19 protein-coding genes and 2 pseudogenes are annotated in these 18,510 nt (G+C 68.9%); 15 read left to right on the top strand and 6 right to left on the bottom strand.

Annotated elements, in window-relative coordinates:
• The first annotated feature begins 89 nt into the window (after positions 1-89).
• Positions 90-830, top strand: coding sequence for a methyltransferase domain-containing protein (locus HY68_RS35635; RefSeq protein WP_041999898.1), 741 nt, complete (start codon positions 90-92; stop codon positions 828-830).
• Between the two features lie 122 nt (positions 831-952).
• On the opposite strand, the gene HY68_RS41295 is transcribed toward HY68_RS35635, so the two are convergent.
• Positions 953-1,060, bottom strand: a complete 108-nt coding sequence (locus HY68_RS41295; RefSeq protein ID WP_347560680.1) for a hypothetical protein — start codon at positions 1,058-1,060, stop codon at positions 953-955.
• A 233-nt stretch (positions 1,061-1,293) separates the two neighbouring features.
• Between HY68_RS41295 and HY68_RS35630 the strand changes: the two genes are divergently transcribed.
• The 6 genes from HY68_RS35630 to HY68_RS35605 all read left to right on the top strand — a co-directional run bounded on the left by HY68_RS35630 (position 1,294) and on the right by HY68_RS35605 (position 7,300).
• The gene (locus tag HY68_RS35630) at positions 1,294-1,830 is read left to right on the top strand and encodes a SigE family RNA polymerase sigma factor (RefSeq protein WP_241778907.1); all 537 of its coding nucleotides are present in this window, start codon (positions 1,294-1,296) and stop codon (positions 1,828-1,830) included.
• 2 nt (positions 1,831-1,832) lie between these two features.
• Positions 1,833-2,690 (top strand): hypothetical protein, encoded by an 858-nt coding sequence (locus tag HY68_RS39820; RefSeq protein WP_052457487.1) that lies wholly within the window; start codon positions 1,833-1,835, stop codon positions 2,688-2,690.
• A gap of 68 nt (positions 2,691-2,758) precedes the next feature.
• Positions 2,759-3,709: a hypothetical protein gene (locus HY68_RS35620; RefSeq protein WP_041999891.1), complete on the top strand. Its 951-nt coding sequence runs from the start codon at positions 2,759-2,761 to the stop codon at positions 3,707-3,709.
• The gene (locus HY68_RS35615) at positions 3,706-5,325 is read left to right on the top strand and encodes a peptidoglycan-binding protein (protein ID WP_041999888.1); all 1,620 of its coding nucleotides are present in this window, start codon (positions 3,706-3,708) and stop codon (positions 5,323-5,325) included. Before HY68_RS35620 ends, HY68_RS35615 begins: the two co-directional genes overlap by 4 nt.
• Before the next feature lie 62 nt (positions 5,326-5,387).
• Entirely contained in the window at positions 5,388-6,059 is a 672-nt protein-coding gene (locus tag HY68_RS35610; protein ID WP_241778906.1) for an ABC transporter ATP-binding protein, read from the top strand.
• Positions 6,056-7,300: an ABC transporter permease gene (locus HY68_RS35605; RefSeq protein ID WP_078864105.1), complete on the top strand. Its 1,245-nt coding sequence runs from the start codon at positions 6,056-6,058 to the stop codon at positions 7,298-7,300. Before HY68_RS35610 ends, HY68_RS35605 begins: the two co-directional genes overlap by 4 nt.
• Positions 7,301-7,379: 79 nt before the next feature.
• On the opposite strand, the pseudogene HY68_RS45895 reads toward HY68_RS35605, so the two are convergent.
• Together HY68_RS45895 and HY68_RS46125 are read right to left on the bottom strand one after the other, a co-directional pair.
• Positions 7,380-7,487, bottom strand: a pseudogene (locus HY68_RS45895) (Ku protein); the annotation flags it as partial.
• A 191-nt stretch (positions 7,488-7,678) separates the two neighbouring features.
• Positions 7,679-7,801, bottom strand: coding sequence for a hypothetical protein (locus tag HY68_RS46125; protein WP_277816785.1), 123 nt, complete (start codon positions 7,799-7,801; stop codon positions 7,679-7,681).
• A gap of 340 nt (positions 7,802-8,141) precedes the next feature.
• Here HY68_RS46125 and HY68_RS35595 point away from each other — a divergent pair, with 340 nt between their 5' ends.
• From HY68_RS35595 to HY68_RS35585, 4 genes are all read left to right on the top strand, one after another.
• Positions 8,142-9,944: a pentapeptide repeat-containing protein gene (locus tag HY68_RS35595; RefSeq protein WP_063779743.1), complete on the top strand. Its 1,803-nt coding sequence runs from the start codon at positions 8,142-8,144 to the stop codon at positions 9,942-9,944.
• Between the two features lie 67 nt (positions 9,945-10,011).
• Complete coding sequence (locus HY68_RS43080; protein ID WP_157874506.1) at positions 10,012-10,239, top strand: hypothetical protein; 228 nt, start codon at positions 10,012-10,014, stop codon at positions 10,237-10,239.
• Between the two features lie 234 nt (positions 10,240-10,473).
• Positions 10,474-10,917 (top strand): MarR family transcriptional regulator, encoded by a 444-nt coding sequence (locus HY68_RS35590; RefSeq protein WP_041999878.1) that lies wholly within the window; start codon positions 10,474-10,476, stop codon positions 10,915-10,917.
• Between the two features lie 183 nt (positions 10,918-11,100).
• On the top strand, positions 11,101-12,048 hold the full coding sequence (locus tag HY68_RS35585) for a class I SAM-dependent methyltransferase (RefSeq protein ID WP_041999875.1): 948 nt from the start codon (positions 11,101-11,103) through the stop codon (positions 12,046-12,048).
• 454 nt (positions 12,049-12,502) lie between these two features.
• Here the strand turns inward: HY68_RS35585 and HY68_RS35580 are convergent, their stop codons facing one another.
• Both HY68_RS35580 and HY68_RS35575 read right to left on the bottom strand, forming a co-directional pair.
• Positions 12,503-13,072, bottom strand: a complete 570-nt coding sequence (locus HY68_RS35580; protein ID WP_347560684.1) for a TetR/AcrR family transcriptional regulator — start codon at positions 13,070-13,072, stop codon at positions 12,503-12,505.
• A 52-nt stretch (positions 13,073-13,124) separates the two neighbouring features.
• Positions 13,125-13,627, bottom strand: a pseudogene (locus HY68_RS35575) (transposase family protein); the annotation flags it as partial.
• A 12-nt stretch (positions 13,628-13,639) separates the two neighbouring features.
• On the opposite strand from HY68_RS35575, the gene HY68_RS43075 reads away from it, so the two are divergent.
• The gene (locus tag HY68_RS43075; RefSeq protein WP_241778868.1) at positions 13,640-14,002 is read left to right on the top strand and encodes a hypothetical protein; all 363 of its coding nucleotides are present in this window, start codon (positions 13,640-13,642) and stop codon (positions 14,000-14,002) included.
• Positions 14,003-14,115: 113 nt separating this feature from the next.
• Here the strand turns inward: HY68_RS43075 and HY68_RS35570 are convergent, their stop codons facing one another.
• Positions 14,116-15,189 (bottom strand): alkene reductase, encoded by a 1,074-nt coding sequence (locus HY68_RS35570; RefSeq protein ID WP_041999870.1) that lies wholly within the window; start codon positions 15,187-15,189, stop codon positions 14,116-14,118.
• Between the two features lie 166 nt (positions 15,190-15,355).
• Here HY68_RS35570 and HY68_RS35565 point away from each other — a divergent pair, with 166 nt between their 5' ends.
• From HY68_RS35565 to HY68_RS35555, 3 genes are all read left to right on the top strand, one after another.
• Complete coding sequence (locus tag HY68_RS35565) at positions 15,356-16,030, top strand: TetR/AcrR family transcriptional regulator (protein ID WP_052457486.1); 675 nt, start codon at positions 15,356-15,358, stop codon at positions 16,028-16,030.
• Positions 16,031-16,174: 144 nt separating this feature from the next.
• On the top strand, positions 16,175-16,615 hold the full coding sequence (locus HY68_RS35560) for a nitroreductase/quinone reductase family protein (protein ID WP_041999867.1): 441 nt from the start codon (positions 16,175-16,177) through the stop codon (positions 16,613-16,615).
• 123 nt (positions 16,616-16,738) lie between these two features.
• Positions 16,739-17,638, top strand: a complete 900-nt coding sequence (locus HY68_RS35555) for an NmrA family NAD(P)-binding protein (protein WP_041999864.1) — start codon at positions 16,739-16,741, stop codon at positions 17,636-17,638.
• Positions 17,639-18,510: the final 872 nt, after the last annotated feature.

Here is an 18,510-nt window from a genome sequence, read left to right as displayed (position 1 = left end):
TAGGGCTCCGGCGGATCATGGACCGAGGCGAGGGCCGGCCAGTGCCTAATCGTGTTGACCGCCCCGGCAGGCACTGCTGAAGTCGGCACGTGGACAGCATCCCCGCCAACCGGCGGCTCTGGAACCAGATCAGCAGCGCCTACCAGCACGAGCACGACCCGCGAATCGGCGCCACACCCCGACTGTGGGGCATGTACTCCGTCCCCGACGCACACCTGCACGCCTTGGGCGACGTCACCGGCAAGCGCGTCCTCGAACTCGGCTGCGGCGCCGGCCAGTGGTCCAGGGCGCTCGCCGCCGAGGGCGCCACCGTGGTCGGGCTCGACCTGTCCGAAGCTCAACTCGCCGCAGCGGCCCGTGCGATGGGAGCGGACCGCTACGCGCTGGTGCAGGGCGCCGCCGAACAACTCCCCTTCGCCGCCGACAGCTTCGACCTGGTGTTCTGCGACTTCGGCGGACTCAGCTGGGCGCCCCCGCAGCTGGCCGTCCCGCAGGCCGCACGCGTCTTGGGCCGAGGCGGGCGCCTGGTGTTCAACGTCGCCAGCCCATGGTTCGAAGCTTGCTACGACGAAGCCGCCAGCCGCGTGACCACGACGCTCCAGCAGGACTACTTCGGGCTGAACACCATCGCCGAAGACGACGGCGCGACCAGCTATCAGCTCACCTACGGCGACTGGGTCACGGTTCTGCGCGGCGCGGGACTCATCATCGACGACCTCATCGAGCCGCGGCCCGAACTCGGAACACCCAACGGCTACAACGACACCGACCCGCCCGACTGGGCACACCGCTGGCCGGCGGAACTGCTCTGGGTAACCCACAAACCGTGAGTTCCCCCGCGCCGAGACGCGAAGGCGTCCCCTCGCCGGGCAGGCCTAGGGTGGCGCGCCTTGTCGGCGCCCAGGTGGTCGGGTCAGGCCGGGTGCGCGGATGCTAGCCACCGTCGCCGGGGTCACCCGCGCCCTGGCCACAGCCCGCCGTTTTTCAGTTCGGCCAGGGGTTCACCGGTCACCTCGTACATATGCCACGGCTGGAGGTTCCCGCTCGAAGGAGCCCGCACCGCCGCGGTCAGCAGCCGTTCGCAGTGTCCTCCAGTTCCATGGCACGGCAGCCATCTTTCCCGTTCCGAGTTTTCTTCGGTCCGCGTGACAACCTCCTGTGCGGTCCAGCACGTCAGTACGGCATGAAGCGATTGTCACCGCAGGACGTTGTGACGACCGACGGCGGATGCCTGTGAGTCGATCGAAGGGCCGGCAGGATGCTGCCGCCGGCGGCGGCGCCGGCGGCGACTCCATCGGTTTCGAGGAGTTCGCGCGCAGCCGACAGGCGCATCTGCGTCGTGCCGCGTATCTGCTCTGCGGTGACTGGCACTTGGCCGAGGATCTGACGCAGACGGCGCTGGCGAAGCTGTACGCGGTCTGGCGCAGCGCCCGGATGGACTCTCCCGACGGCTACGCCCGCAGGGTGCTGTACCGGACGTTCGTGGACGAGACCCGGCGCCGGCGCTGGTGGGAGCGGCCGAGTGCGGACTGGTACGACGTGGCCGCCCCGTCGAAGGACCCTGATCTGCGGCTGACGCTGCTGGACGCCCTCCGGCAACTCCCCGCGCGCAGCAGGGCGGTGCTGGTCCTGCGGTTCTGGGAGGACCAGAGCGTGGAGGAGACGGCGGCGGCTTTGGGGTGCAGCGCCGGGACGGTGAAGAGCCAGACATCCAGGGGACTGGCCGCGCTACGCCACATCCTGGGGGACCTCCCACCGGCGGGGCCCGTCGGGAGCGGGGTCGGTACGGGTACGGACTCCAGAACTGGTTCTCTGAAGGAGGAGTGGTGAGCATGGCGCGCGAACAGAGCGGCGGCGGCCACGAAGTCGCCCTGACCGACGCCTTGGCGGAAGCCTTGGGCGACTTGGACACCGGGCCGGAACCGACCATGCCGGACCTGGTGACGGGCGCGCTCACACGAGGTGCCCGGATCCGTCGCAGATACCGGGTACGCGTCGCCCTGGGCACCGCGGCCATGGCGGCGGTCGTCGCGGTCGGCGGATACGGGATGTTCGCGCCGGCGCGGGACTCCCGGCGCCAGGTCCTGTCGGCGGAAGCGTCGTCCGGGTATCCCTCTCTGGCGCTGCTGCGCGCCATCGTCCCGGCGTCGTCCGGCACGGTCGACCCGGCGCCGCGGCGCCCGGCGTATCCGAAGGGGCCCGAACCGTACTTCCTGCTGACCGAGCGGAACGGTCTCGTGAGCGACCTGTACGTCTCGGTCTCGCGCTCCTCTGACGGGCTGCCCACAGCGTCGTTCTTCCCCCCGCCCTCGGCCTCGTCCTCGCTCGGCCGGGGGCTGTGTCACCAGGACGTCTCCGGCCGCCCGCGCACCAGTCCGTGGGGCGGAACACTGGTCAACTGCTCACCTGTTGCAGGGCCTTTCGAGGGCACCCAGCTGCAGTACTACGCGGACGAGGAGTCGCCGTCCGTCCCACGGAACGCCGAGCTTCAGCCGTACGCGATGGGCCTTCTCTACGCCGCCCCGGACGGACGCCTGGTGCAGGTGTTCGCGCGTCCTCATTACGAGGAAGGCGGCCGGTACCCGAGCGCCCGGACGCCCAACCGCCAGTTGCTGGCGGGAATCGCCACCGACCCACGGCTTCTCGAAGCCATCGCGAAGAGCGGGGGTCGTACCCAGCCCGAGGAGTGAAGACCGCACGACAGCCGGCGATCACCCCCTGACCACCGCCCGTCCACCACCCTTAACGGAGCCATGGCATGCCCATGCCAAGAAACACCTGCCGGAACTCATTCGCGGTCCTCGCGCTCGTCATGCTGCCCGTACTGACCAGCTGCGGCGGTTCAGCCGACGAGGCCGGACCGAACCACACCGCAGACCAGGCGACATCGACCGTCGACGCGGCCACGAACGGCGCGGCAGGCGCGGACGACGCGACGAAAAAGACGTACATCATGGAGAACTCGATCGCGGCCTGCATGAAGAAGCAGGGCTTCACCTACACTCCGCGCACCGGTCCGGCCACGGGCACCGAGACGGCGTCCGATCAGGCGGCTTCGGCGATGGACGGCGAGGACTACGCCCTGTCCAAGAAGTGGCGGCAGAAGTACGGATTCGGCACGTACGCGGCCGCCGCCTACCCCGACGACCCCGAGGCCCCGTCCGCCGGCGGGCAGACCAGACAGGTCTTCCACGGCAGCGACGACGAGGCAGGGCTGACCGCGGCTCAGCGGGCGGCGTTCGAGACGGCCCTGGAGGGCCCTCCGGCCAAGGGCGCGGCCGGGGACAAGGTCGCGGCGGAGAAACCAGGCGGATGCAGGGCAAGGGGAATGGGCGCGGCGTACGGAAAGCCGCTGAGCGCTGATGCCGAGAAGAAGGCATGGGCGGCCAAGGAGGACGCGAACCGCTCGAACGGACTGGAGCTCAACGGCGATGCCCAACTGGTGCAGCTGGCTCAGCAATACGCCACCTGCCTGAAGGCGCAGGGCATCCCGGTCTCCACGACCCAGCCGACCGGCATGGCCACCATGGTCCGGCTCGACCTGACCAAGGAGCTCCCGGAGAAGCACAGCCTCTCCAGGGAAGAGGCGCTGCCACTACTCACCAAGGACATCGACACCGCTCTGAAGGACCTGGAGTGCGGCAAGGACTTCCGGGCCGCTTACTTTCCCAAGGAAAAGGCCCACCCGTACTGGGGTGACGGAGCGTGAAGCGCCTCAGCAGCCGGAAGCAGTTGGGCGCGCTGATCGGCACGGTGGTCCTGGTCGGCGCCGGCGGCTGGTTCGCCGGCACGCAGGTGCGTTCCCCCGCCGACGCGGCGGCGGCGCACACCGCTCCGGAGGCGGGGCCGGTGACCGTGGCGGTCCAGCGTCAGTCCCTCACCGCGACCGTCGTGGCGACAGGGTCCGTCGAGTTCGCCTCACCCGAGCCGCTCTCCCTGGCGGGTCCGGTCGGTACGGAGTCGTCCGGGTCCGCCGAGGACAAGGGGGCGGAGCAGCGGGTCACCAAGGCACCGGCAGCCGGCACCAAGATCAAGGAGGGCGACGTGCTGATGACGGTCAACGGCCGTCCGGTGTTCGCACTGAGCGGCTCCGTACCGATGTACCGGGCCCTGGGGCCCGGCAGCGCCGGCGACGATGTGAAGGAGCTCCAGAAGGCGCTGCGGCGGCTGGGGTTCGACCCCGGCGGCAGCACCGGCACGTACGGCCAGGGCACGGCGTCGGCGATCACCGCCTGGTATACGAGCAAGGGGTACGAGGCGCAGCAGCCGGGTGCGGACGAGCAACAGCAGTTGGGTCAGTTGCAACAGGAGGTGTCGTCCGCCCAGCAGGCGTTGCTGAGTGCGAAGGCGATCACGCAGTCGGATGTGAAGGGCGGTACAGACGACGCGGGGGAGGGTGAAGCGGGCGCCCCTGAAGCGAAGCCCGGCGCCGAGCCGAAGCCCGGAACCCACACCGACACCGACGCCGGATCCGGCGCGGGGAGCGGTAACGGTAACGGTGCCGGCACCGGCACCGGCACCGGCACCGGCACCGACAAGGAAATCCAGGAGATCCAGCTGAAGTCCGCCCAGAAGGCGCTGGACATGGCGAACGCCGCCCTCAGCACGTTCCAGTCGTCCTACGGGACGAAGCTCCCGGCCGGCGAAGTGATCGTCTTTCCGAAGCTGCCCGTACGGCTCGACAAGGTGACCGTAAGGACAGGTGCGGTGGCGACCGGCCAGATCGGCACCGTGACCAGCTCCGACATGGTCGTGCAGGCGGTCGTACCCAGCTCGGACGCCCAACTGCTCCATGAGGGCATGGCTGTTGAGGTTGCGGCGGCCGGTGGCGGGAAGACGGCGGCCGGCGTGGTGGAAGCGATCGGCGCGGACGCCGCACCCCTTTCCTCGCCGGGCGCCGCGGAGTCGGACGGCACGGCCCCGGCGGGCGCCGAGGCGGGCACGGCGGACGGGCCCGGCGGGACCAACAGCTCCGGCCGGGGCACTTCAGGGAGCGCCGCAACTGGCAGTGACTCCACAGGCAGCGACCCCTCCGCACCGGTCCAACTGCGGGTATCCCTGCCCGATCCCGGTCCGCTGACCGGCCAGTCCGAGGCCGCGGTGAAGGTGACCATCAAGGTCGGCGCATCGAAGGGGAACGTACTGACGGTGCCGCTCGCCGCGGTCCGGACATCGGCGGACGGGAAGGCCCGGGTGCAGATCCAGCGCGCCGGCGGCGTAAGCGATGTAGACGTCACGGTGGGGCTCTCGGCGGGAGGGCTCGTCGAGGTGAAGCCGGCCGGAGGCACGCTGGCACAGGGCGACAGAGTGGTGGTGGGCGAGTGACCACCACTATGATCACCAACCCCGTCGGCGGGGGCGGCACCGAGGCGGACGCGGTCATCGAAATGGCCGGCGTCGAGCGGACCTTCGACTCCGAACCGCCCGTACGCGCCCTGCGCGAGGTGGACCTGACCGTACGCCGCGGCGAGCACCTGTCCGTCGTCGGCCCCTCCGGGTCCGGGAAGTCCACGTTGCTCAACACCCTCGGCTTGCTCGACCGGCCCACCGTCGGTTCGTACCGACTCGACGGGATCGAGACCACCGGGCTCAGCGACCTCGAACGCACCGCCCTGCGCGGCAGCCGGATCGGCTTCGTCTTCCAGGCGTTCCACCTGCTGCCCTACCGCACGGTCGACGAGAACGTCACGCTGGCCGAGGCGTACCGCAGACCCCGGCCCGGCCACGGACGTTCCACCCGCCGCGCCCGTGCCCGGCAGGCGCTGGAGAGGGTGGGGCTCGCCCACCGGTCGGGCTTCCGGCCCGACCGGCTCTCCGGCGGCGAACGCCAACGCGTCGCCATCGCACGCGCGTTGATCAGCGATCCCGCACTGCTGCTCTGCGACGAGCCCACCGGAAACCTGGACAGCGAGAACACACACTCCGTACTGGAACTCTTCGACGACCTGTGTGCCCAGGGCGTGACCCTGGTCTTGATCACCCACGACGAGACGGTCAGCCGCCGTGCGAGCCGGCGCGTCCGCATCACGGACGGCTGTCTCACCCAGGAGACCCGATGAGGACCGTCCGGCGCCAACTGAGCCCCGAACGCCCATGGATGCACCCCCGGGACCTATGGACGGAGGCCCTCGCCGGTGTCCTCGCCCGGCCGGTGCGGTCCGCGCTGACCACGCTCGGCACCGTGCTGGGCATCACCACCCTCGTCATCACCATCGGGGTGGCCTCCACCGCGGGCAACCAGATCGTCGGCCGCTTCGACGCGCTCACCGCGACGTCCGTGACCGCGAAAGCACCGCCCCGGGCACCGGGCGACACGTCGGACCCGCTGGTGAGCTGGTCCGGGACCGAGGCGGTCGGGCGCCTCGCCGGGGTGCTCTCCGTCGCCGCCCTCGCCGATTCCACGACGACCAGCAGCGTTCAGGTCCACGCCAACAACGTGAGCGCACCGGGCGACGTCTCCGGCCAGACCCTTGCCGTCGTCGCCGCCTCGGCAGGTCTGCCCTCCGCCGTCCGCGGCACCATGACAGCGGGACGCTTCTACGACGGCGGCAACATCGCCCGGCACGACCAGGTGGCAGTGCTCGGCGACCAGGCCGCACGGCTGCTCGGCATCCGCCATGTCGAAGACGCCCCCGCCGTGTTCTTCAAAGGCCAGTCGTACACGGTCATCGGCATCCTCGGCGGCATCACACGCGAACAGCGCCTGTCCACAGCGGTCATCCTCCCGCCCACCACGGCGGCCGATCGAGTCGGCCTCCGGGACGTCGACCTCGTACTCGTCAACACCGCACTCGGCGCCGCTAGGCAGGTGGCACGCCAGACACCGATCGCCCTGGCGCCCAACCACCCGGACCTGCTCACCGTTGTGGCGCCAGCTGACCTGTCCAGGGCCCGCGACGATGTCCAGAACGACGTCGACGGCCTCTTCCTCGTCCTCGGCCTGGTCTCACTGGTGGTGGGCGCCATCGGCATCGCCAACGTCACCCTGGTGACCGTCATGGAACGCGTCGGGGAGATAGGGCTGCGGCGCGCCCTCGGTGCTTCACGGCGTCAGGTGGCGGCCCAGTTCCTGCTTGAGTCGACCACCATCGGTCTGCTCGGTGGCATCGTGGGCGCTGCGCTGGGCATCACGGTCGTCGTGTGCGTCGCCGTCGTCAAACAGTGGACGCCTGTGCTCGACCTGAGCCTGGCCTTCGGCGCCCCTCTGGCCGGAGCCATCGTCGGCCTGCTCGCAGGCCTCTACCCCTCACTGCGGGCGGCCCGCATGGAACCGGTCGACGCACTGCGCGCACCGTCGTAGCGGAAAGGCCCGGCGAGAGCGCGTTTTCTTTTACCGCAGCGATATCCCGGTTCCGGCGGGGATCGTCTGCCCTGTTCCGATGGACTTGGTGAAAGCTGATGTTGTGATTCTCGGTGGCCGCGACCACCTTCACCACGATCGTCACCGAGCCGAACGAGATCACACCGGACCAGATGTGGCGGGGCATACGGGACCTCCACGTCAGGGCCCGAGACACCCCACGCTATGACGGGAGCCCGGACCCGGCACGGCGAGAGCGGCAGGCGGCGGCCGGGAACGTCCAGTTCGGGCGGTGCTGCAGGGCACAGCAGAGCGCCCGCCCAGTAGTTTCGGGCGGGCCTTTCAGTTCCGGCAGGTGACTATCCGGTGCGGAGCGTCCTACTGGACGCAGCCGCCCACGCAGAGGGTGGTGAACTGGGTGATGCCGGTGGGCTCTGCGGCGGAGGCGCCGGGCATGAAGCCCACCGTGAGCGCGGCGGCAGCCAGCAGGCCAGCGGACAAGCGAGCGATAGTACGCATAAGTAATTTCCCCCGGGTGATGGAATCGGACAACTCGGTCAGCACAGCTCCCAACGACTCTACGTGCAGACCACCGCGGGAGAACCAGGGTTGAAGAACACGGCGTGTACTCCCCCGCATCACGTTCCATGGCGCCGCCCTTCGAGAAGCTCCGCGCCGTGCGCAGCCAGTGTGCAACGATGGCGCATCTCAGGTCAGGAACCGAAGTCTCGAATGCACACGGGCTATCCGAGCCTTACCTGAACGGATAGCGTGCCGCAGAGTTGTAACAGGTTGACTGACCGTGCCCACGACTCATCCGTGAAGAGCTACACACCTGTGCATGACGACAACCTCACCGCCCGGCTGGCCTCATTGCGGATATGACTCGTCCACGGGGGATCCGGTGGGGTGCCGTGGCATCACCATCCCCGGATCGGCGAACTGTCTCGCACACGCCGCTCCGGCCGAACGCACCGCGTATCTGGCATCCCTCGCGCCAGGCGGGGAGTTGAACCTTTGCGGCGTCACCATCAGCTCGAACCTCCTGGACGACGTACTCGCACAATTCACCGAGCCCGGTACCGGCCACTTGAGGATCGGTGCCGCCCGGTTCGACTCGGCCACTTTCACCGGCGACGTTTTCTTCGACTCGGCGACCTTCACAGGCGACGCCCGGTTCCCCTCGGCCACTTTCACGGGTACTGCCTTTTTCGACTCGGCCACCTTCAACGGCGAGGCATCGTTCGACTCGGCCACCTTCGACGGCGATGCAGTGTTCAACTCGGCCACGTTCTCCGACGACGCCTCATTCGACTCTGCCACCTTCGCTCGTGACGCCTGGTTCACCCCGGTCACCTTCACCGGCAAGGCTTGGTTCACCCACGGGAATTTCATGGCGAATGCCGACTTCAGCTCTGCCAACTTCACCGGCGCCGCCTGGTTCCTCACTACGGCCTTCAGCCAGGACGCGCACTTCGGGTCCGCCACCTTCACCGGCAACGTCGTGTTCGAATGGGCTGCCTTCGCCGGTGAGGCCGAGTTCCGCTCGGCGTCTTTCGAGAGAGCTGCGTTCCTGGGACCGCTGCGTGGCGACCGGGTGGATTTGTCGGAGGCCACCTTCGGGTCTCCGATCACGGTCGAGATCGACGCGAAGTCACTCGTATGCCGTCGGACTCACTGGCTGGATACCGCCAGGGTCTGGGTTCGCTACGCCGAAGTGGACCTGAGTGACGCGGTCTTCGACCATCCCTTGACGATCGCCGCCCGCCGTCGGCCGCCCGCCACAGGGGCTGGCGCGTTCGCCGATGCCGACCCGCAGGCCCAGGTGACCTCCCTGCAGGGCGTGGACGCCGCGCACCTGGTGCTCACCGACATGGACCTGTCCCGTTGTCTGTTCTCGGGCACGGTTCATCTCGACCAGGTGCGGTTGGAAGGGCAGTACCGTCTGGCCACCGCCCCCGCCGGCCTCCGACGGCGCGGCGTGTGGCCGGTGCGGTGGACACCACGGCGGACACTGGCAGAAGAACACCACTGGCGGGCCTCACGACAGGTGGGCGCAGACGGCTGGGCGCCAGCTCCCCAGGGGCGAGAGGTGCTGGCGCCGGCGGCCCTTGCCCCGGTGTACCGGCAGTTGCGCAAGTCGTTCGAAGACGGCAAACACGAGCCCGGTGCGGCCGACTTCTACTACGGCGAGATGGAGATGCGCCGTCACGCCGACGACATTCCTCGCGGCGAACGGAGGCTGTTGACCCTCTACTGGGCCCTGTCCGGCTACGGCCTGCGCGCATCCCGCGCTCTGGGCTGGCTCCTGGCCGCCATGACACTGACCGTGCTTCTCATGATGCTCTGGGGCCTGCCCCAAGGCGACACCCCCACGCGCAGCACCGGCGACCTCACCGGTCGACACGTCGTACTCACCACCACGAATGCCGACCCGGCCAATCCCACAGGCCCGCTTCATCGCCGACTGACCAGTGGACGGTTCGAGAAAAGTCTGCGTGTCGTCGTCAACTCCGTGGTCTTCCGCTCCTCCGGCCAGGGCCTCACGACCACCGGCACCTACACCGAGATGGCGTCCCGCCTTACCGAGCCCGTGCTCCTCGGTCTCGCGGCCCTTGCTGTCCGCAGCCGCATCAAACGCTGACAGCGGGCAACGGTCCTGCCGTGCAGGGTTCCCCGCGTCGCCGGGCGGTGTGGCGTGAGATACGTGCATGACCGTGGCGGATGCAGGCGAACGGGAGCAGGCACCTGGAAATACGTTCCCGGGGGGCCTCGTGGGCGCGGCGGCCGTTGTCGCGGAAGTAGTGCTCGCCCAGGCCCTGCGCGGCGATGTTCAGCAACTGCTGCGCGCCAGGCTTGATGTCGATGTCAGCGCGCTACCTGCGTTCTCTCTGCCTTGTTCGGCCGTGGGCCGCACTGCCCGTTCCTCCATCGCGTGACAACTAATTTAGTCAGTAATATTGACTACTTGATGATATGGCGGCACCATGACAAGCGCAACCCGCGTGCGGCGGCCGAGGGGGCGGGCACGTGCGGAACGCGGCGAGCGCGCAGTCGGGCGCGCCATCGAGTCCGAGGCTGGGGCCAGGATCGGCGGGCGATCCGGCCCGGCGGCGGTTGTCGTAGGGTGTGAACCTCGTGGGATCAGGTGGGCGACGGAGCCGAAAGTGGTTATGGACGACGAGCAGCGGGTCAATCTGGGGACGTCGCTGTTCATCCCGTACCGGTACACCGAGGATCGGATGTTCCGGGCCCTGCAGGACGCCGGGTTCGACGACTGGACCCTCGCCCAGTGCCGGGTGTTCCAACGCGTCGCCCCGGACGGCTCGCGCCTCACGGACCTCGCCGACCAGGCACAAATGAGCAAACAGAGCGCCGGCGTACTGGTGGATCAACTGGAACGCCTCGGCTACGTCCGCCGGGTCCCCGACCCCACGGACGGGCGCGCCCGGTTGATCGTGATCGAGGAGCGCGGCCGGCGGGCAGTCGAAGTGGCCACGGCGACCCTCGACGAAATCCTCTCGGAGTGGAAGGCCTACCTGGGCACCCGCAACTTCACGTTGCTGCACCAGATCCTGGACCAGCTCCGCGAAATCACCGACCCCTACGCCCGGTAGCTCCCGACCGCACCGAGCCGTCCCACCCCCCCGGCCCCCGGTTCGCCCCGGGCCGCCGGGGCGGTGGGCGCCGACAAGCTTCGACTCCACCGTGATGTAGTCAGCTTGATTGACTTATTCGTCAGTTATTCTGACGGTAGGGCGCGTGGCTGCCAACGCGGTCTTTCAAATAAGGAGTGAGTCATGAACGACAACATCGAGCAGAGCGATCCGGTGGCCCTACTGGAAGGTCAGGTGTGGGCGATGGCCGCGGTGGTCGCGACCTTGCGGGAGACCGGGACGAGCTCACTGGAGGAGGCTCTGGCGGCGGACCCGGCGCGTACCGCAGTGCTGGAAGCGGCCGGCGTCGTGCGACGGGACGGGGGGAAGGCGACAGCCGCCCCCGTGTTGCAGCTCGGTCCCGCCTCCTCCAACATGGCGTCCGCCCGGCTCAGTTCGATGCGGCAGGCGGTCGCCGCCGCCGCCGGCGAGGCCGTCACGGGGTGGGACGGGCAGAGCGACAACGTACTGCTCGATCAGGGACGCGCCTCCGCGGGCACCGGGCACGCGCTCGCCACGCGTCTCGTGCCCTCCCTGCCGGGACTCGCCGACCGACTCGCCACCACGGGCAGCCGCATTCTGGACATCGGCACCGGGACCGGCGCGCTCGCCCTCGCGCTGGCCCAGGACCTGCCGCACGTCCATGTGACCGGGATCGACAGCCTGGAGCGAGCGATCCGGCTGGCCGGCCAGGAATTGGTCAAGGCTGGACCGGAGTCCGCCGACCGAGTCGAGGTGCGGCATCAGGATGCTGTCGATCTGCGCGAACGGGATCTCTACGACCTGATCTGGCTGCCCGCACCTTTCCTGTCCGACGACGCGCTGAACGCCTGCCTCCCTCACGTGACGGCTGCCCTCACGGACGGAGGATGGCTGGTGGCCGGCACCAACCCGGCACCGCCCGAGCCGCTGCTCGCAGCCGTCGCCGACTGGACTGCGGCGCGCAACGGCGGCAGCGCGACGACCTCACACCGGATGAAACAGGCGCTGAGCGACCTGGGGTTCCAGGACCTGCGCCAGATTGCCACGGCGCCAGGCGGCCCGGTACTCGTGGCCGGCCGCCGCCCGAAGCACGCCGCGTCCGTGTCGTAACCAAGCGGTCGAGCGGTGACCGACACCCCGCGACGCCACCGCTTCAGGGCCGTTCCTCATTTTGGTGGTCGCGGAATGGTCCTTACCCAGGGCTTCGGGAGGACCGCTCCGCGATCCCGGTTCATCGGGCTGCCCTGGCCGCTGACTCGCCGAGGGCGTTCGGGGAGAAGCTGGTGCTCGTCCGCGTTTCGTCCGTGCCCCGCGACGGAGCGGTTCCACGACGAGCACCTGGTGCGCACCGACCGTCTTCCCCGGCTGACGGCATAACCAGAGCCTCCGGGCCTGAAGGCACCAGATGCCACGCGTCCCCCACCAGGCGGCGCTGACACCACCAAGGACCGAGAATCCACACTCTTTCGGATCAACAGCACGTCGACCGGCGACCGGACCCGAGACGCCCCAGGGTGCGGCGGGCGGCGTTTGAGCGCGAATCGGGCAGAGCCGAACTGCACGTTCAGGCCGGCGGTACGGCGTGGTCGTGAATGTGGGTGATCACGGCGTCGAGGGCCGCTTCGAGGGCCTCGGTGGTGTGCTGTGCTTGCGCGAGGACAAGCCCGCCCTGCACTGCGGCCAACAAGGCGAGGGACAGCGTGGTCGCGTCGGTCTCCGGCCGCAGGGAGCCGTTGTCGACCATGGCGGCCAGGCCGGCGCGGATCGCTTCGGACCACATGGTGAAGCTGGCGGCCAGAGCGTCGCGCGCCCCCGGATGGTCGTCGGACAGCTCGCTGGACAGGGTGCCCAGCGGGCAGCCCCCGGCCCCGTTCTGCCGGCGGGCGGCGTCGACCACCACCACCTGGCGCCATGACCGCAGCGCCTCGATGCTGTCGAGCCTGGCCAGCAACGGTGCTTGGTGGGACAGGATCGCCTCGGACTGGAATGCGATGACCGCGCGGGTGAGGTCGTCCTTGTCGGCGAAGTAGTGATAGATCTGCGACGAGCTGACGCCGGCGGCATCGCGGACAGCGGGGGTGCTGGTGCCCGCCACGCCGCGGCGGTACATGAGGTCGGCCGCGGCCGTGACGATCCGCTCGCGCGTCGCACGCAGTCGGTCAGTTCTTCGCCCTTGCGGCGGCGATGGGCATCACCAGGCCGGTGCCCGGATAGCCGCCGTCGGCGATGGTCGTCGTCTTGCCGACGGCGCCCTTCGCGCCGGATTCCTCCCCTGCCTTGCAGTCGTCGCGGTTGCCGGGCAGCGGCTGGCCGACGACCACGTGAGGCGGGTATCGGCATCGATGACGACCTGATGGTTCGTGGAACAGCGGTAGTTCTTCGACTGCTCGGCCACCGTGTGGTCGCGCGTGGGCACCAGGGTGCCGTCCACGATCAGCACGGTGTCCTTCGCGAACCGCTGGCGCGGCCGGAGTGCGAGCTTCGGGCCGAGATGGTCGATGATCCGGTCAGCGGCGGACTTCGAGACGCCAAAAAGCGGGGTGAGCTGGCGCAGCGTCAAGTCCGTGCGCCAGTACGCCGCGACCAGCAGTACGCGGTCCTCCAGCGGCAGGCTCCACGGCTGTCCGCGCCGCGGCTGTCGGACAGCAGCCGTGCCCGCGTGTGCGACAGCACCTGGAGCGTGCACCAATCCGATGCGTCGGTGGGGTCGGTCGACTGCGACGAGTTCACGATGGCTTCGACACACGAAACCGGCGGCTACCCGAAGAGCGTGAACCTGGTGACATCCGGCAGCAAGTGCGCCCAGGTGCTCACCGACAAGCTGGACGACGGATCCGCGAACTTCGGGATCCTCGCAGACACCCGCACGGCAGCAAACGGGCCCACCGGCACGGAGCGGTGTGCACGCGCGGCAATCTCAAGTGTGCAAGATCAGCGGGCGTTCACATCGTTCCCCGCTCCGTCGTGGCGCATGCTGGACGCTGATGGGTTCTTACCGACCCTGCCCGGGTTTGAGCACTGCACGTCAACAGCGACAACCTGCAACTGGTCCAAAATCGGCTGACACATAGCCTGAGCCGACAGATGAAACAGGAAGGGGCCGACCCAGTGGGCCGGCCCCCTTCTCCGTCTCCCTCAACTTGCTCCGGCTCAGGCTCAGGCGGCCGGGTTCAGGGGTCAGGCGCCCCCGAGGGTGGGGTAGTCGGTGTAGCCGGTGGCGTCGCCGCCGTATGCCTTGCTCATGTCGGCTTCGTTGAGGGGTGCTCCGGTGGCGAGGCGGCGCGGGAGGTCGGGGTTGGCCATGAAGAGCTGGCCGAAGGAGAGGATGTCGGCCGCACGATCCTGGATGAGGGGCAACTGCTCGGCGCCGGTGCGCGAGCCGAGGGTGACGGGGTTAAGCATGAAGACGCCGTTCCACTGCTCGCGCAGGACGGGAGTGAGGTCGGGGGCCACGGTCTCCATGACGTGGAGGTAGGCCAGTCCCAGGGGGTTGATGGCTTCGAGGAGCAGGGGGTAGGTCTCGGTGTAGTCGTCCTCGATGATGTCGTTGAAGGGGTTCGCCGGGGAGATGCGCAGCCCGGTCCGGTGCGCTCCGATCGCAGCCGCGACAGCCTCGACGACCTCGGTGGTGAAGCGGATCCGGTTGCGGGGGCTGCCGCCCCACTTGTCGGTACGGGTGTTGGCGTTGGTGGACAGGAACTGCTGGAGCAGGTAGCCGTTCGCGCCGTGGATCTCCACGCCGTCGAATCCAGCGGCGATCGCGTTGCGCGCGGCGGTGGCGAAGTCTTCGACGGTCTGGCGGATGTCGTCGGCGGTCATCTCGGTGGGTACGACGAAATCCTTCATGCCCTCGGGGGTGAAGGTCTGCCCGGCGGCCCGGACGGCGGAGGGGCCGGTAGGGGTGAGAGGGGTGTCGTAGTTGGCGGGGTGACCGATGCGGCCGGTGTGCATGAGCTGGGCGAAGATCACACCGCCCTTGGCGTGCACGGCGTCGGTGACCTGGCGCCATGCCTGTATCTGGGTGTCGTTGTGCAGGCCGGGGGTGAAGGGGTAGCCCTGGCCGATGACGTTGGGCTGGGTGCCCTCGGTGACGATCAGACCGGCGGTGGCGCGCTGGGCGTAGTACTCGGCGGCCATCGGAGCGGGGCTGCGATCGGGGCCGTAGGCGCGGCTGCGGGTCATCGGAGCCATGGCGATGCGGTTCTTCAGCTTGTAGGGGCCGACCTTGATCGGGTCAAAAGCGGTAGTCATGGCGGTGCCTTCCAAGAAAAGTGAGATCGGTGAGCGCCGCCACACGAAGCAGCGGCCATTTCTGTACGCTGACGTACAGAACCTCGCTCGGTGGAACTGTACGACACCGTTCACTATTCCCGTGAGCCGCCGCCCCTCCGTCCACCACCAGCCGTAAGGTGATCCCGTGCCTCCCACCAGCCCCTCCCCCAAACCGCCCGCCGAGGGCTCCGCGCCCACAGGTTCGCCGAAGCGGGGCCGCGCCCGCGAGAACGCGATCCTGGCGGTCACGCTGGAGTTGGTGGCCGAGGCGGGCTTCGAGGCGCTGACGTTCGACGCCGTGGCAGCCCGCGCCCGCGCGTCGAAGGCGACGATCTACGGCAAGTGGAAGACCAAGGACGAGATGGTCGCCGAGGCACTTCGCCGGCAGTCGGAAGGGCGCACCGTGCTCGCCCCGGACACCGGCAGCCTGCGCCAGGACCTGCTCGCCACGACGGGCGAGGTGGCCGCCGCACTGCGCGGCAAGAACGGCGTCTCGCTGGTGAGCCTGGTCGAAGCCGTACGCGACCACCAAGGTCTGCGTGATGCGGCCCGCGCCCAGATGGAGCACACGAGCCGCGAGATCGGCTCGGCGATCGCCGAGCAGGCCGCCCGGCGCGGAGAACTGCGGCCGGGGGCCGACGTGCCCGCATGCCTCAAGCTCACCCTGGGACAGCTGCTCTTCGACGCCCTCCTGACCGGCCAGGTACCCGGTCGCGACGAACAGGAGCGCCTGGTGGACCGCGTCCTGCTGCCCCTGCTGGAGAACCAGCAGGGGGAAGACCGGGGCAGCTCAGGGCACACTTCACAGCGCCTCGGATGACATTCACGGCCTCGGCCGGACGCCGCAAGGGCGGGAATACTGTACGTTCGCGTACAGTTATGAGGGATGCGGGTCGGCACAGGGGAACCAACCTGCGGGCCGTGCTGCCGGTACGGCCGGTATCACCATCCCCAGGAGGTTCTCGTGGACCAGTACCGCGATCTCAACGACAGCATCATTACCGAGTTCCGGGCCGGCAACGGCCACGTGAGCTCCGCCGGATTCAGGTCGAATCTGATTCTGATGCACACCATCGGAGCAAGGACCGGCCAGGAACGCGTCAGGCCCGCCTTGTCGCTGTCCGACGGGGAAGCCTGGTTCGTTGCCGCGGCCGCCCGAGGCGCTCAGAAGGACCCGGCGTGGGTGCGCAATCTGCGCGCCCACCCCGACATCAACATCGAGGTGCCCGCTCCCGACGGCGTGCGCACGGTTCCGGTCACGGCCGAGGAACTCACCGGAACTGAACGCGACAGGGCCTACGCCCGTTTCGCTCGGCAGTCACCCGCCTTCAGCACGTACGCGGACACCGTCACCGACCGGGTCATCCCGGTCGTCCGGTTCACCCGCCGCGCCGGTACCCCCTGAGCGGTGCACGCTCAGCGTGCACCGCCGGGAAACGTACGCAAGCGTTCCCACAAAGGCCCCTGATGGGGTCTCGCCCCCCGCTCCCGCCCACCTGCGGAGTAAACCCACCTCACAGGAGGACTCATGGTCAACGTTCTCGTCGCCGGGGCGACCGGAATGCTCGGCTCATGCATCGCCCATCATCTGCTTGACGAACCCGGCGTCGCACAGGGCGGAAAACTGGGTCTCCTGGTGCGGGACGGTTCCCTCGACGACCCCGCCAAGAAGGCCGGGATCGAAGATCTGGTGGCACAAGGGGCCGTCGTGGTTCCCGGAGACCTCCAGGATGACGGCGCCCTCGCGGAGGCCACCTCCGGTGTGGACGTGGTCGTCAGCGCGGTCCAGGGAGGCGACAGCGTCGTCACCGACGGGCAGGTGAGGCTGGCAAGGGCCGCCGAGCGCAGCAGGGTGCGGCGGTTCATCCCCTCAGACTTCGCGATCGACATCTTCGCGGCCGATCCGGGTGCTCCCATGTTCGCCGCGAGGCGCCGGGCCGACGAGATCATTGACACCCTGGACCTGGAGGTGCTGCATGTCCTGACCGGCGGCTTCCTCGACAAAATGGTCAGTCCCACAGGCGGCATCGTGGACCACGGCAATCAGACCGTCACCTGCTGGGGCGCCGGCAGCGAACCCTCGAACATGACCACTGTCGAGGACACCGCGCGACTGACCGCCCGCCTGGCCCTGGACGACACCGCACCCGCGGGCGTGCGCACCTTCGCCGCCACCGAGGCCACCCCTGTGCAGATCGCCGAAGAGATCAGCCGCGCCACCGGACGCACCTACACCGTCAAGAGCCGCGGCACCCTCGACGAACTGCGCGAAGCGATCAGCAACGAACACGACCCGACAGCGGCGATCGGCCTCTGGTACCAACTCGTCGTCGCCACCACCCCCACTTTCACCGCGCTGGAGAACGGCCGGTACCCCGACATCAGGCTGACCACCCTGCAAGAGCAGGTGCGCCAGTCCTTCCAGTGACAACCGCAACGCCGAGCACCACATGCTTGAATCAGAGGCCTGATCTGAGATGCAGAGCCAGCTTCCGGGCCGACGGACGTGTGGGTTCAGTCCCGCACGAGCTCATCTCTCCTCGCCGCCGGCGCTGCGGGCGGCGAGGTAGCCGGCCAGCTCCCACTTGCCAGTTGGCCCCACCGATGGGCGGGTGGAGGCGGTGATGCCGAACGGGTCGCTCACGATACCGGTGGGGTTCCGTGACCGCCTCGATCATGGCTGTGTTGCGGGCGCTGAGGATGGGCAGCCCGTTGGCACGCATGAGGGTCAGCACCGATGCCGCGGTGCGGGGTCTGCTCGGAGGCCGACCGGGGAAGAGGTACGTGCGAGCAGTCGTCGGCGCCAGGATGCCGCTGAGCCGCGGCGCGTGAATCTGCTGCTCCAGCAGGGCCGCCAGGATAGGTGGAAGCAAGTCGAGGTGGTGGGCACAGCTGAAGTACGCGCGGCCGTCCTGGGTTCTGTAGCGGTCGGTAGTGAATCGACGACGCGGCTGACCTGCTGTCCGTACAGGCGTACGAAGGCGCCGATGAGCGGACTTCCAGGGGGCAGCGCATCGTCGCTGAGGCAGCGGCGGAGTTGGTCGAGTTGTTCCTGCTCAGTCAGGCCAGCCAGGCTCTGGACCGTATCGCTCATCGGGAACGTCAGGTGGTGGACCTTGTCCAGGACGGCCGGTTGCACGCTCTGTCGCGTCATGACACCTGCCCGTTGAGGACCGCGCGGACCGCGGTCAGGTCCTGGTCGCCGAGGCCGGCCCCCGCGGCGCGGGTATAGATCTGCTCGACCCTCGCCAACAGCAGGTCCGGTACTCCCGCCGACGCCGCGGCGGTGCGTATGTGGGC

Origin of the sequence: Streptomyces sp. AcH 505, from assembly GCF_000818175.1 — a bacterium.
In the GTDB taxonomy this organism is placed as follows: Bacteria; Actinomycetota; Actinomycetes; order Streptomycetales; family Streptomycetaceae; genus Streptomyces.
The sequence above is the reverse complement of the archived record's forward strand: the minus strand, read 5'-3'. Positions and strand labels throughout refer to the sequence as shown.

Coding starts and splice junctions, on each gene's coding strand:
- HY68_RS39820 (WP_052457487.1), top strand. CDS start 1,833: ATGGCGCGCGAACAGAGCGGCGGCGGCCACGAAGTCGCCCTGACCGAC.
- HY68_RS35620 (WP_041999891.1), top strand. CDS start 2,759: ATGCCCATGCCAAGAAACACCTGCCGGAACTCATTCGCGGTCCTCGCG.
- HY68_RS35610 (WP_241778906.1), top strand. CDS start 5,388: ATGGCCGGCGTCGAGCGGACCTTCGACTCCGAACCGCCCGTACGCGCC.
- HY68_RS35605 (WP_078864105.1), top strand. CDS start 6,056: ATGAGGACCGTCCGGCGCCAACTGAGCCCCGAACGCCCATGGATGCAC.
- HY68_RS35595 (WP_063779743.1), top strand. CDS start 8,142: ATGACGACAACCTCACCGCCCGGCTGGCCTCATTGCGGATATGACTCG.
- HY68_RS43080 (WP_157874506.1), top strand. CDS start 10,012: ATGACCGTGGCGGATGCAGGCGAACGGGAGCAGGCACCTGGAAATACG.
- HY68_RS35590 (WP_041999878.1), top strand. CDS start 10,474: ATGGACGACGAGCAGCGGGTCAATCTGGGGACGTCGCTGTTCATCCCG.
- HY68_RS35585 (WP_041999875.1), top strand. CDS start 11,101: ATGAACGACAACATCGAGCAGAGCGATCCGGTGGCCCTACTGGAAGGT.
- HY68_RS35570 (WP_041999870.1), bottom strand. CDS start 15,189: ATGACTACCGCTTTTGACCCGATCAAGGTCGGCCCCTACAAGCTGAAG.
- HY68_RS35555 (WP_041999864.1), top strand. CDS start 16,739: ATGGTCAACGTTCTCGTCGCCGGGGCGACCGGAATGCTCGGCTCATGC.